Origin of the sequence: Streptomyces longisporus (genome assembly GCF_039532765.1) — a bacterium.
In the GTDB taxonomy this organism is placed as follows: Bacteria; Actinomycetota; Actinomycetes; order Streptomycetales; family Streptomycetaceae; genus Streptomyces; species Streptomyces longisporus.
Window position 1 is genome coordinate 1,209,812 of the sequence record NZ_BAAASG010000007.1, and the last position, 12,552, is coordinate 1,222,363.

The 12,552-nt window shown below is 70.7% G+C and carries 11 protein-coding genes; 5 read left to right on the plus strand and 6 right to left on the minus strand.

Annotation, left to right across the window (positions count from 1 at the left end):
• Window positions 1-198: 198 nt before the first annotated feature.
• The 3 genes from ABD355_RS16915 to lat are packed head-to-tail and all read right to left on the minus strand — an operon-like array spanning window position 199 to window position 5,302.
• Window positions 199-2,364, minus strand: coding sequence for a thiamine pyrophosphate-dependent enzyme (locus ABD355_RS16915; protein WP_344401143.1), 2,166 nt, complete (start codon window positions 2,362-2,364; stop codon window positions 199-201).
• A complete protein-coding gene (locus ABD355_RS16920) occupies window positions 2,361-3,914 on the minus strand; it encodes an aldehyde dehydrogenase family protein (protein WP_344401145.1) in 1,554 nt (517 codons plus the stop codon). Before ABD355_RS16920 ends, ABD355_RS16915 begins: the two co-directional genes overlap by 4 nt.
• A 47-nt stretch (window positions 3,915-3,961) precedes the next feature.
• Window positions 3,962-5,302, minus strand: coding sequence for an L-lysine 6-transaminase (gene lat / locus ABD355_RS16925; protein WP_344401146.1), 1,341 nt, complete (start codon window positions 5,300-5,302; stop codon window positions 3,962-3,964).
• Window positions 5,303-5,512: 210 nt separating this feature from the next.
• On the opposite strand from lat, the gene ABD355_RS16930 reads away from it, so the two are divergent.
• From ABD355_RS16930 to ABD355_RS16940, 3 genes are read left to right on the plus strand one after another with little or no spacing between them, the layout of a single operon-like run.
• The gene (locus tag ABD355_RS16930; protein WP_344401147.1) at window positions 5,513-6,883 is read left to right on the plus strand and encodes a competence protein CoiA family protein; all 1,371 of its coding nucleotides are present in this window, start codon (window positions 5,513-5,515) and stop codon (window positions 6,881-6,883) included.
• 5 nt (window positions 6,884-6,888) lie between these two features.
• The gene (locus ABD355_RS16935) at window positions 6,889-7,578 is read left to right on the plus strand and encodes a helix-turn-helix transcriptional regulator (protein WP_344401148.1); all 690 of its coding nucleotides are present in this window, start codon (window positions 6,889-6,891) and stop codon (window positions 7,576-7,578) included.
• Window positions 7,575-8,558 carry a threo-3-hydroxy-L-aspartate ammonia-lyase gene (locus tag ABD355_RS16940; RefSeq protein WP_344401149.1) on the plus strand — a complete coding sequence of 328 codons (984 nt, stop codon included), beginning with the start codon at window positions 7,575-7,577 and terminating at the stop codon, window positions 8,556-8,558. Before ABD355_RS16935 ends, ABD355_RS16940 begins: the two co-directional genes overlap by 4 nt.
• Here the strand turns inward: ABD355_RS16940 and ABD355_RS16945 are convergent.
• On the minus strand, window positions 8,553-8,948 hold the full coding sequence (locus ABD355_RS16945) for a nuclear transport factor 2 family protein (protein WP_344401150.1): 396 nt from the start codon (window positions 8,946-8,948) through the stop codon (window positions 8,553-8,555). The genes ABD355_RS16940 and ABD355_RS16945 overlap by 6 nt on opposite strands.
• Before the next feature lie 170 nt (window positions 8,949-9,118).
• Between ABD355_RS16945 and ABD355_RS16950 the strand changes: the two genes are divergently transcribed.
• The gene (locus tag ABD355_RS16950; RefSeq protein WP_232648444.1) at window positions 9,119-9,481 is read left to right on the plus strand and encodes a cupin domain-containing protein; all 363 of its coding nucleotides are present in this window, start codon (window positions 9,119-9,121) and stop codon (window positions 9,479-9,481) included.
• Window positions 9,482-9,485: 4 nt separating this feature from the next.
• Here the strand turns inward: ABD355_RS16950 and ABD355_RS16955 are convergent, their stop codons facing one another.
• Both ABD355_RS16955 and ABD355_RS16960 read right to left on the minus strand, forming a co-directional pair.
• Complete coding sequence (locus ABD355_RS16955) at window positions 9,486-10,778, minus strand: VWA domain-containing protein (RefSeq protein ID WP_344401237.1); 1,293 nt, start codon at window positions 10,776-10,778, stop codon at window positions 9,486-9,488.
• A gap of 59 nt (window positions 10,779-10,837) precedes the next feature.
• Window positions 10,838-11,695: an AAA family ATPase gene (locus ABD355_RS16960; protein WP_344401238.1), complete on the minus strand. Its 858-nt coding sequence runs from the start codon at window positions 11,693-11,695 to the stop codon at window positions 10,838-10,840.
• Between the two features lie 168 nt (window positions 11,696-11,863).
• Here ABD355_RS16960 and ABD355_RS16965 point away from each other — a divergent pair, with 168 nt between their 5' ends.
• Window positions 11,864-12,472, plus strand: a complete 609-nt coding sequence (locus tag ABD355_RS16965) for a hypothetical protein (protein ID WP_344401151.1) — start codon at window positions 11,864-11,866, stop codon at window positions 12,470-12,472.
• The last annotated feature ends 80 nt before the right edge of the window (window positions 12,473-12,552 follow it).

Genomic DNA, 12,552 nt, shown 5'->3' on the forward strand with positions numbered 1-12,552 from the left:
TCCTTGGTTGTACGGCGCGGGGGGCGGCGGCGAACCGTGCAACGACATGGGAAGGGCCGAACGTGTACGGGAGCGGACGTACGGACCGGGTCCTGCCCAAGAAACGCATCGGCGCACGCAAAGAGGTGCGCTGCCGACCCCGCCCACCGGGTCCCGGACAACTCCCGTACGGTCGACGGCCCTCTCCTCCGCCTGGCCTCAGCGGCCCTCTGAGAGCAACTCGCCCGCGGCCCGCTCCACATCGTCCTCCGACACGAGCACCAGCTGCGCCGCCTGTCCCAGCGGGACGAAGCTGTCCACGCTGGTGACCCGTCGGACCGCGCCGCTGAATCCGCCGTCGACCAGGGCGGTGACGACTCCCTCCGACACGCCTCCGGTACGGCGGGTCTCGTCGACCACGAGGACACGGCCCGTCGCCCGGGCCTCCCGCAGCAGGTCGTCGACCGGCAGGGGGGCCAGCCAGCGCAGGTCGACGACCCGGCAGGCGATGCCCTGTTGCTCCAGCCGGCGCGCGGCCCGCAGCGAAATGCGCAGTCCGTTGCCGAAGGTCACGAGGGTCAGGTCCATGCCCGTGCCGTAGGTGCGCGCCCGGCCGATCGGTACGTGTTCGGCGGGTGCGGGGTAAGGGGTGAGCCAGGCGTTGTCCCCGTCTTCGTGGAGATCCCGGGCGTGGTAGAGCGCGATCGGTTCGAGGAAGGCGCTGATGGTGCCGTCCACCTTCGCCGCGGCCACGCAGGTGCGGAGCATCGAGGCGGCGTCGTCGGGGCGGGACGGGGAGGCGATGACCAGGCCGGGAATGTCCCGCAGGGCGCCCACCGCGTTGTCGTTGTGGAAGTGGCCGCCGAAGCCGCGCTGATAGCCGTACCCGGCGATCCGCACCACCAGGGGGTTGCGGTACTGGCCCTGCGAGAAGAACTGCAACGTGGCGGCCTCGCCGCGCAGTTGGTCCTCGGCATTGTGCAGATACGCCAGGTATTGGATCTCCGCCACCGGCAGCAACCCGGAAAGGCCCGCCCCCAGTGCGAGCCCGAGGACGGCCTGCTCGTCGAGGAGGGTGTCGAAGACCCGGGCGGTGCCGAAACGCCGCTGCAGGCCCCTGGTCAGTCCGTAGACCCCGCCCTTGCGACCGACGTCCTCGCCGAACACCACCATCTCCGGGTGGCTGCCGAGCAGGTCGGCGAGCGTGTGGGTGATGGCCTGCGCGACGGTGACGGGCTCGCCCACGGGCGGCGCGGATGCTTCGCTCGTACGGCGTGCCGCAGCCGCCACCAGGTCGGCGCGGCGGGGTGCGATGGGGGCGGAGATCTGGACGGCGCTGGTCAGGGGCTCGCTCTCCAAGGCTTCCTTGGCTACGGCGAACACCCGGCCGCCCACCTCGTCGTACCGGTCGAGAACCTCCTGCGGGGTGAGGACGCCGGAGGCTGTGAGCAGCCGCGCCGTGGCCAGCAGCGGGTCGCGGCGCAGGTCCGCGGCGACGTCGGAGGGCATCCGGTAGGCGGCTTCGGCGTCCGAGCCCGCATGGCCGAGGAAGCGGACCATCGACAGGTGCAGGAACGCGGGACGGCGGTGCTTGCGTACGTGGGCCACCGCCTCGCGCGCGGTGTCGTAGGCGGCCTGCGGATCGCAGCCGTCCGCGGCGAAGTAGGCGAGGGCGGGCCGGTCGCCGTAGGCGCGTCGCACCCAGTCGGGCGGGGTCGGCACGCTGATGCCCAGGCCGTTGTCCTCGCAGACGAACAGGATCGGCATCGGCAGGCCCTGGTAGGCCGCGTGGCAGGCGCTGTTGACGGCGCCCGCCGCCGTGGAGTGGTTGACCGAGGCGTCGCCGAAGGAACAGCAGACGACGGCGTCGGCGGGCCAGGCGCACTCGGTCCCGAGCCGCTTCGCGCGGGCGATGCTCCACGCCACCCCGACCGCCCGGGGCAGGTGGGAGGCGATGGTCGACGTCTGCGGAATCACGGCCAGTTCGCGGCGCCCGTACACCTTGTGCCGGCCGCCGGCGATCGGTTCCTCGGCCCCGGCGGCCACACCCAGCAGCATGTCCCTGACCGCGTCGACGCCGCCGGCCTGTCGGGCACGGGCGCAGTAGAAAGCGCCCGAGCGGTAGTGCAGCAACGCCGGGTCGGTGGGCCGCAACGCGAGCGCGAGCGCCGCGTTGCCCTCGTGCCCGCTCGATCCGATGGTGTAGTAGCCACGGCCCTGCTGCTGCATCCAGCGCGCCGCGAAGTCGGCGTGCCGGCTCTCCAGCTGGGCGTCGAACAGGTCGAGCGCGGTACGGGAGTCCAGCGGGCCCGCGGCCCGGACGGCAGACCGCAGACCGGCCACCGCCTCGCGGAAGTGCCGGTCCAGGTCCTCGACGCCGCTCACAGGCGGAACGCCATGTCGGGTTCGAGCGCGGCCACGTCCATCTGCGCCTTCTGCAGCCGGCCGGAGTGGTCCCAGTTCATCGACTGCCAGCGGGTGAACTGGTCGAGCACCCACTGCCCCGACTGGCGAGAGCCGTTGCCCGACTTGCCGTTGCCGCCGAACGGCAGGTGCGCCTCCGCTCCGGAGGTGGTGTTGTTGACGCTGACCATGCCCGCGGAGATACCGCGCCGGAACGTCCACACCTCGTGCGGGTCGGTGGTGTAGATCGCGGCGGACAGCCCGTAGCCGTGGAGGTTGGCCAGGTCCAGGGCTTCGTCGAAGTCCCGGTAGGTGGTCACCCCGACGATGGGGCCGAAGGTCTCGGTGAGGAACAGGTCGTCGTCGCGGCGCACCCCGTCGACGATCACCGGGTGGTAGAACATGCCCGCTTCGGGGTCGCCGACAAAGCCCTTGCGCGGGTTGTCGGCCGTGATCCGTCCGATGCCGTCGGAGCCGTAGGTGCGGTGGTGGTCCTTGATCCAGCCGAGGAAGGACTCGTAGCGCTGTGCGAACCGCTCGTCGAGCATCGGGCCGTACAGGACGTCCTCGAAGGCGTCGCCGATCCGGGCCGCGCGGCTCGCGGCGTCGAAGCGGGCGAGGAAGTCCTCGTGCACGGACTCGTGCACGAGGAGCGTCCCGAGGGAGGTGCAGCGCTGCCCTGCGGTACCGAATCCGGAGAACAACGCCCCTTCCACCGCCAGGTCGAGGTTCGCGCTAGGGGTGACCACCTGGGGGTTCTTGCCGCCCAGCTCCAGGCAGGGCGTCTGCAGGTGGCTTCCGCACAGGGCACCGATCTTCTGGCCGACCAGGGTCGATCCGGTGAAGCCGACCTTGTCTACCAGCCCGGCGTCGAGGGAGGCCTCCAGACCGGCGTACGTCCGCTCCCCGTCGGCCAGTACGAGGTTGAGCACGCCGTCGGGCAGGCCGCCGCCGTGCACGAACAGATCGAAGAGGGCCTTGGCGCTCGCGGCGGCGTACTCGGCGGGCTTCCACACCACGGTGTTGCCGGTCACCAGCGCCGGTACGAGGTACCAGGCCGGCACGGCCACCGGGAAGTTGCCCGCGGTGATCACCGCGACCGCGCCGACGGGATTGCGGAAGGTGAACAGCTGCTTGTCGGGCATCTCCGAGGGCACCGTCTGCCCGTACAGCCGACGGCCCTCGCCCAGGAAGAAGTCGCAGGTGTCGATGATCTCCTGCACTTCGCCGAGTGCCTCCGCGAGCGGCTTGCCGATCTCTTCGGTCACGATGCGGGCGAGCCGGTCCTTGTTGGCCTCGACGAGCCGGCCGATCTTTCCGATCGCGGATCCGCGCACCGGCGCCGGGACGTCCGCCCAGGACCGCTGCGCCGCCTTCGCGGCCTTGGCGGCCTCGACGAACGTCGAGGCGTCCCCGAGCGAGATCTCGGTGACCACCTCGGCGGTGCGGCCGGGATTGGGGCGCTGGAGAGTCCCGCCGGGAGCGCCGGCGACCGGATGGCCGGCAACGATCGAGGCGACGGAACGGGCCATGACATTGCTCCTTGTCCGCTGGGGTGGGGCGGTGTCCGCAGGAAGGGTCAGTGCAGGCCGGCAAGGACCCGGTCGAGAGCCCGCAGGGCGAGGGCGAGCTCGTCCTGGGTGATGGACAGGGCGGGACGGAAGCGCATCGAACGCTCACCGCACGGCAATACGATCACCTGCTCCTCGGTGCGCAACCGGCGTACCGCCTCGTCGCGGGCGCCGCTGTCCGGCAGGTCGATGGCGCTCATCAGCCCGCGTCCGCGCGCGTTGGACACCACCGCCGCGTGCCGGACTTCCAGATCACGCAGTTCGGCGAGGAACCACGATCCCACGGCGGCGGCATGGGCCACCAGATCGTCCCGTTCGATGATCTCCATGATGCGCCGGGCGCGGACCATGTCGACCAGCCCACCGCCCCAGGTGGAGTTGATCCGTCCGGAGACCCGCAGGACGTTGTCGGGCACCTCGTCGACCCGGCGGCCGGCCATGATGCCGCCGAGCTGGACCTTCTTGGCGAAGGCGACGATGTCCGGCTGGAGGCCGAGTTGCTGGTAGGCCCAGGTGGTGCCGGTGATGCCCACGCCGGTCTGCACCTCGTCGAGGACGAAGAGCGCGTCGTACTCATGGCACAGCGCCTGCATCGCCCGGAGGAACTCGGGGCGCATGTGGTTGTCGCCGCCCTCGCCCTGGATCGGCTCGGCGATGAAGCAGGCGACGTCGTGCGGGTTGTCCTCGAACGCCCGCCGCGCCTGGGCGAGGGCCCGCCGCTCGGCCTCCTCCACCTCGGCAAGGTGGCGTTCGAGGGGGAAGCGCATCGCGGGCACGTCGATGCGGGGCCAGTCGAACTGCGGGAAGCGGGCCGTCTTGTTGGGCTCGGTGTTGGTCAGCGAAAGGGTGTAACCGCTGCGGCCGTGGAAGGCGCGGCGGAGGTGGAGCACCTGGGTGCCCAGATCCGGGGAGCGGCCCGCGGCCTCGTTGCGACGGCTCTTCCAGTCGAACGCCGTCTTCAGCGCGTTTTCGACGGCGAGCGCCCCGCCCTCGACGAAGAACAGCCTCGGCAGCTCCGGATCGCCCAGCACCCGGGCGAACGTCTCGACGAACTCGGCGTAGTGCGCGGTGTACATGTCCGGGTTGGCGGGCTTGTTGGCCGCCACCTGCGCCAGCAGGGTCATGAACTCCGGATCGTCCACGATGCCCGGCGCGTTGAGGCCCAGCGGAGCGGAGGCGAAGAACGAGTAGAGGTCGAGGAACTTCTCACTGGTGCGTGCATCCACGATCCATGAGCCCCGACTGGCGAGCGGGTCGAGCACCAGCTTGAAACCGTCGGTCAGCACATGACGGCCGAGTCTTTCGTGCACCTCGCCCGGGTGGATCGTCGACGCAGCAGCAACCGTCATGGGACACCTACTCTCGATAGCCGCGAACAGGAGATGTTTCGTCAGTCACGAGGAGTAACGAAATTATCTTAGGTGTGTGGGCGAGATTGCCGCAAGATTTCGTGCGTGGGTAGATGCGAATGCCACCAGGAGGGGCTTGTCCGGCGGCTCGACCTGCGTTACCGATCATGACTTAGGCCGATTGTCAGTGGTGCGTCCTACTCTCGCCATATGACCTACTGCGTCTGGCACAGGGGCCTCGGCATCACGCTCGACCTGACCGAGGCGGATCTCGGGCACCCCGAATACCCGCGGCTGCTCGACGAGATCTACGGCAACTACCAGCCGGATCTTCTGTACTGCCTGGAAGCCCATGAGGACGAGGGGTTCATCTGCCCCGGCTTCATGGCCATCCGCAAGGTCAACGGCCGCCCGCACGCCATGCACGTGGCCAAAGGGGAGCGCCCCGAGACGAAGGACGAGAGCGATCTCCACAAGGCGCTCAGGGAATACACCGTCAAGGTCGCCGCGGGGGAGGGGTTCCGGGTCACGGGAGCCGAGGGGGCCGAGGGCGGAAAGCGCCGCACGGACGTGACCGTGGAAGGCGGCGACCGTCACCGGCTCGCGTACGAGATACAGCTTGCGGCCATAGCCGGCGGTTCCGTCGACGAGCGCACCCGCAGCGCATTCCGGGACGGGCTCACCCCTCTGTGGCTCGTCAACAACGAGAACGCGATCCCCATCGACCGCGCGCCCTGGGCCCGGCTGAACGTCCAGAGCTGGCGGGACGTGACCGACCGCGCGGCTCTGCCGGTGCGCGGCGGCATCAAGCAACTGCACATGTCCCGCTGCGACTGGAGCAATGCGGTCCCCTGTCCCCGGCAGGGCGCCGGCCGGTGCGGCGGACGGCACGCGCTGTGGGAACCGGTGCGGGGCCTCTACTACGACGATGTCATCCGGCGCACGGCCACGGGCGAGCTCGTCTCGCTGTACCTGCCCCACCCGGCGGGCCGGCGCGGCTGGCACATGTGGGTCACCCCGACGGACAAGGACGAGTTCCTCGAAGGCCGCCCGGAACCCCTGCCCGGCCGGTCGGCGCTGCCCCGCGCCGGCGGGGCGGGTCTCGTGCCCGCGCCTCGGACCGGCGCGTGGGAGGCCGGTGACCACCTGGAGGCGGGTCTTCGCGGCGAGCTCACCCGGGCGCGTGACGACGAACGGCCCATCGACGCCTCGCTGTGGCACACCGAGCCGGGGTCGTCCGAGTTCTCCCGGCCGTTCACCGTGGGCGAGTTCGTCATACCCGGCGAACTGGTCGCCGCCCGGCGGACCTTCACCCGGGCGCTGGAGCACTGCGCGGACATCGCCGCGCGCCTGCCCAGCGGCGTGGACATCGCGGCCGGACGCGCCGAGATCAGCGGCGAGCAGCGGGAGCGCCTCGCGGACGCCCGGGAGCGCTGCCGGCGTCTCGCCGAGGAGATGCACACGCACCCCTGGTGGGAGACGGTCGGTGACCGTCATGCCGCACGGGAGGCGCTGACGTACGCCGCGACCCACGACACGGCATCCTGGACTATGCGTCCAGAGTCTGGACAGATAGTCTAGGAGGCATGGTTGACGAGCACGTCCACGACGCCGGGCGGGATGCGATCCTTGCCGCGCTCAGAGGGGTCGTCGACGGGATTGCGGCGACGTTCGGCCCGGTCTGCGAGGTGGTCCTGCACGACTACCGGAAACCGGAGAAGTCGGTCGTCGCCGTCGCCGGAGAGGTGACCGGGCGGGCCGTGGGCGGGGCGATGAGCGAGATCGGCATGAGGGTGCTGGCACGCGGCGACGAGGCGGCCGACGACCTGAACTACGTCACCCGCACCGCGGCCGGAAAGCTGGTCAAGTCGTCCACGATGGTGCTGCGCGACTCCACCGGAGCGGTGTTCGGCGCGCTCTGCGTCAACGTGGACGTCAGCGCGGTCAACGAGGCCCACGCCCTGCTCGGCGCACTCGCAGGCCTCGGCGCCGGGCCTGCCGAGCCGCCGGTCACCGCCTTCGGCAACGACATCGACTCCGTCGTGGACGCCATCCTCGACGCCCACCGGCTCGGACGGCACCAGAGCTGGGCCGCACTGGAGCGGGCCGAGCGCCTCGACCTGTTCCGCAGACTCGACGAACACGGCGTGTTCGCCGTGCGGCGCGCGATCGAGCAGGTCGCAGCCCGGCTCGGCATCTCCCGCGCCTCCGCCTACAGCTATCTCGCCCAGGCCCGAGCCGCCACCGACCCGACCCCCGCTGGAGGACACGCGTGACGACCACCACCCCGCCGGTCACCCTCGACACCGTCCGTGACGCCGCCGACCGGCTCAAGGGCGTCGCCCACCGCACCCCCGTACTGCGCTCCCGCACCCTCGACGAACGCGTCGGCGCCGAGGTGTTCCTCAAGTGCGAGAACTTCCAGCGCGTCGGCGCCTTCAAGTTCCGCGGCGCCTACAACGCGGCCTCCCGGCTCACCCCCGAGCAGCTGGCCCGCGGCATCGCCGCCTACTCCTCCGGCAACCACGCCCAGGCCGTCGCCCTCGCCGCCCGAGAACTGGGCACCACCGCCGTCATCGTCATGCCCGAGGACGCCCCGCGCTCCAAGGTGGACGCCACCCTCGGCTACGGCGCCGAGATCGTGAGGTACGACCGCTACACCGAGGACCGCGTCGCCGTCGGCCAGGCCCTGGCCGCCGAGCGGGGCCTCGCCCTGATCCCGCCGTACGAGCACCCGCACGTCATGGCCGGGCAGGGCACGGCCGCGCTCGAACTCCTTGAGGAGACAGGGACGTTGGACGCACTGATGGTGCCCGTCGGCGGCGGCGGGCTGATCGCCGGGTCCGCCACCGCGGCCAAGGGGCTGCACCCCGGGATCCGTGTGATCGGCGTCGAACCGGAGGCCGGGGACGACACCAAGCGGTCCCTGGAGGCGGGCCGGCGCGTCAGCATCCCCGTGCCGCGCACCATCGCCGACGGGCAGGCCCTGGACACGCCCGGCGAGCTGACGTTCTCCGTCAACCGGCGGCTCGTCGACGGCATCGCCCTCGTCTCCGACGACGAGATCCGCGACGCCATGCGGTTCGCCTTCGAGCGGCTGAAGATCGTCGTCGAGCCCAGCGGGGCCACCCCGCTGGCCGCCCTGCTCGCCGGGCGTGCGGGCTCCGTTCCGCGCCGGATCGGTGTCATCGTCTCCGGCGGGAACGTGGACACGGACCGCTTCGCCCGGCTGTGCGGCCGGGCGACGGCGTCATGACCAGAACTCGTTGACCTTGTCGATGTCCGCCACGCACTCGTCAAGGTCGGTGATCTTGTCACCGACGACCCGGAAGACGATGGCTCCGTCCTCGTCGACCCGCTTGTCGCCGCGCTGAGCGGTGAAGTGGTGCATGGAAACCGCGTGGCCGCGCCCGTCCACCAGGACGTTGCGCAGCTCGACCTTGAACGTGCCGCCCGTCTCCTCGTAGAGCCGGCGGTAGTAGTCGAGGACCGCGTCGATTCCCTTGCAGTCGCCGGACAGCTGGTGGCTTCCGGGTACATGGTGCGTGGCGTCGCCCGTCATCATCGAGCGCAGGGTGTCCATGTCGCCGCGCGAGAAGGCCTCGTAGCCCGTGCGGACGAGTTGTGCGTGGGGGTGTTCAGCCACGGTGATCGCCACCTTTCTGGGTGGTTCGGCGAAAGCGGCCTCGCACCATTCTCCGCTCGTTCGACCCAGTTGTCCGCTCATCGACGTTTTCTCCGCATCCCGGATGGCGGTCCCGGCTTGACCGGCGGACGATGGTGTGGTGGGCGGGGCTCGCAAGGAAGGGAGCCGTCATGCTTGAGATCAAGGCCGTCGAGAAGCCCGACGAGCGGCGCGATTTCCCGCGCGGACACCTCGAAGCCGTCCATATGACCGGACTCGACTTCGCGGTGGGGACCTTCGAACCCGGCTGGAAGTGGTCGGAATCCGTGGCCCCGATCGCCGGGACGGACAGCTGCCAGGTCCACCACAACGGATACTGCGTCTCCGGACGCATGCGCCTGCGCATGGACGACGGCGCCGAGCAGGAGGTCGGACCGGGCGACGTGTTCGTGGTGTCGCCGGGACACGACGCCTGGGTGGTCAGCGACGAGCCGTGCGTCGTGTACGACTTCGCGGGCCAGATGGCGACGGACTACGCAAAATCGAAGGGCTGAAACGTCACACCGGCAGCAGGCGCGCGATGAGCGCGCCGAGCTGCCGCGCGTTGCGGCACTCGTGCATCGCCACCAACTCGGCGTACTCGGGTGCGGCGGAGTCGCCCGTACCCCACTGGGTGTGCGGCTCGGGGTTCAACCAGTAGACGCGGCGGGCCCGTTCGGCCACCTGCCGTACCGCCGACAGGTTCGGGTCGCTCATGTTCGTACGGGCGTCGCCGAGTACGAACACCGTGGTGCGCGGGCCCACCGCGTCGCCGTACCGCTCGGCGAATTCGCCCAGGGCGACGCCGTAGTCACTGCTGCCGTGCCAGCCCGTGAGCGTCGCCTCCGCCCGGATGCGGGCGCCCAGCCCCTCCGGGTCGGCCGCACCGTGCTCCAGCAGCCGGGTCACCTCGTCGAGCCGGTTGACGAAGGCGAACACCCGCACCTTGCTGAACTGGTCGTGCAGCGCCTGCACCAACAGCATCGTGAAGTCCGAGAACCCGGACACCGACCCCGACACATCACACAGCAGCACCAGTTCGGGCCGCACGGGACGGCGTCTGCGCAGCACCGGCTTCATCGGCACCCCGCCCGTGGACAGTGAACCGCGAAGGGTGCGCCGCAGATCGATGCTGCCTCGGGCGGCACGGCGCCGACGGGCCGCGAGCCGGGTGGCGAGCTTCCGGGCCAGCGGCTGAACCGTCCTGCGCAGCTCGGCGAGCTGGAGCTTCCCGGCATACAGGAAGTCGACCCGGTCGGGCGTGGTGCCCACCGCGCGCCGGGCGAGCTCGTCCCGGTCGCGCTGCTCGGCGATCCGGCGCCGCGCCTCCACGGCCACCTGTCTGCGGAACGTCTCGATGCGCCGCCGGATCTCGTCGTCGAGCAGCCGGTCGGCGAACCCGGAACTGCCGTCCCGGGCCTGGACGTTCTCGCGGACGCGGGCCAGCAGGGTCTGCGGGCGGAGCCGGTCCAGCGCCTGGTACGACGACCAGCCCTGCGACCCCGGCGATGCACCGTATCCGCCGAACCCGTCGACGGCCTCCGCCGCCAGCTGCCCCATCAGTACGACGTCGCCCGCGGCGAGCGCGGCGGCGAGCCGTTCCCGCAGATCGTCCCTGTCCGCGGGCTCCGTCTCCGGCGCGCCGACGCCCCGCGGGAAGTACAGGTCGAAGACCGGGTCGAACACCTGCCGCTGCACCGTGCCGTGCAGCAGCGTCGCGGCCAGTCCCTCCCGCAGCAGCTCACGGTCCGCCAGGCCCAGCGCCGCCACCGCCTGCGCCGCGTCCACGGTCTCACCGGTGCCGATCCGCATACCGTGCGCACGCAGCGCCCCGACCAGCGAGGTGAGGCGCTCCGCCACTCCCGGGGCGGTCACACGGCGTCCAGGTCGAGCTTGGCGGCTGCCTTGAGGACGTCGTCCTGATGCTTGAGCAGGACGCCCAGGCTGTCGCGTACGACGCCCTCGTCGAGGGTGTCGGCCCCCAGCGCGAGCAGCGTGCGCGCCCAGTCGATCGTCTCGGCGACCGAGGGCACCTTGCGCAGGTCCATCGCGCGCAGCGCACCGACCACCCGCACCACCGAGTCGGCCAGCGCCTCGTCCAGGCCGGGCACCTTCAGCCGTACGATCCGGCGCTCCAGCTCCTGCTCGGGGAAGCCGATGTGCAGGAACAGACAGCGACGGCGCAGCGCCTCGGACAACTCGCGGCTCGCGTTCGAGGTGAGGACGACGAAGGGGCGACGGGTCGCGGTGATCGTGCCCAGCTCGGGAACCGTGACCTGGAAGTCGCTCAGCACCTCCAGGAGCAGGCCCTCCACCTCGACGTCCGCCTTGTCGGTCTCGTCGATCAGCAGCACCTTGGGGTCGTCGCCGCGGATGGCGGTGAGCAGGGGGCGGGTGAGCAGGAACTCCTCGCTGAAGATGTCCGTGCGGGTCTCGTCCCAGGTCTCGTCGCGGCCGGCGCTGATGCGGAGCAGCTGCTTGGCGTGGTTCCACTCGTACAGCGCCCGGGACTCGTCGACGCCCTCGTAGCACTGCAGCCGGACCAGCCGCGCGCCCGCCACCTCGGCCACGGCCTTGGCGAGTTCCGTCTTGCCGACCCCGGCGGGCCCCTCCACCAGCAGCGGCTTGCCCAGCCGGTCGGCGAGGAAGACGGTCGTGGCGACCGCGGGCGAGGCGAGATAGCCGGTGGCGGCCAGACGCTCGGAGACGTCGTCGACGGATGAGAACAGCAACGGGGCCTCCAGTTCGGCATGGGTCGGGTCTACTATCTAAGCGCTTGTTCAGCCCCTGTGTCACGCAAAATGTAGGGGACGCCCGCCGACGCAGTCTCCCCTCGGCGCACGGACGTCCTCATCCTGGCCGGGCTGCTTGTCAGTGGCGCCTTGTACGTTTCGGCCATGGGGATCTATCTGGTCAGTGTCGGTGCGCAGGAGTGGTTCGACGATGCCTTCGACGATGACGAGGAGGAGGGCGGCCGAGGAGCCGTCGCTTCCGCACTCGACGAGGAGTTGAGACGGCGCGGCCTGCCGCCGTACACCTCGGTGCCCGAGGAGGCGGACTTCGTGCGCGGCTCGGGGATGTCGTTCGAGGAGAAGCTGGTGCCTCCCATGGACGGCTTCAGCGCGCTGTGCCGCTCGCATCTGTCACGGGCCGAAGAGGAGGTGCTCTGCGGCTGGACACTGCTGGTGCCACTGTCCCTCGACGAGGAGATCTGCCTCCCCGTCAACTCCGCCTATACGGACGAGACGATGGTCGCCGGCGCTCCCCAGGTGCTCCGCCTCGCCGAGCGACTGGCGACGGCCGTCGAACTCCCGGTGGACGAGATACCGGCGGCCAACGACAACCTGGACCTGACCATGTGGTTCCTGGACGGACCCGCGAAAGACCTGGCCGCCACCCGGCCCGGCCCGTGGAGCGAGGACCTGGACGCCGCGTTCTACGTGGCGCTGTATCTGCGTGCCGCCCAGCACTCGCTGCGCCGCGGGTGTCCGATCGCGTACTGCTGATACGCACCCCGCAACGACGCCCGGCACAACGATGTCCCAAACGTCACCGCGCACAGCAGCGCCAGAGTGACCTTGCCGCG

Coding starts and splice junctions, on each gene's coding strand:
- ABD355_RS16920 (WP_344401145.1), bottom strand. CDS start 3,914: ATGGCCCGTTCCGTCGCCTCGATCGTTGCCGGCCATCCGGTCGCCGGC.
- lat (WP_344401146.1), bottom strand. CDS start 5,302: ATGACGGTTGCTGCTGCGTCGACGATCCACCCGGGCGAGGTGCACGAA.
- ABD355_RS16930 (WP_344401147.1), top strand. CDS start 5,513: ATGACCTACTGCGTCTGGCACAGGGGCCTCGGCATCACGCTCGACCTG.
- ABD355_RS16935 (WP_344401148.1), top strand. CDS start 6,889: ATGGTTGACGAGCACGTCCACGACGCCGGGCGGGATGCGATCCTTGCC.
- ABD355_RS16950 (WP_232648444.1), top strand. CDS start 9,119: ATGCTTGAGATCAAGGCCGTCGAGAAGCCCGACGAGCGGCGCGATTTC.
- ABD355_RS16955 (WP_344401237.1), bottom strand. CDS start 10,778: ATGCGGATCGGCACCGGTGAGACCGTGGACGCGGCGCAGGCGGTGGCG.
- ABD355_RS16965 (WP_344401151.1), top strand. CDS start 11,864: ATGGGGATCTATCTGGTCAGTGTCGGTGCGCAGGAGTGGTTCGACGAT.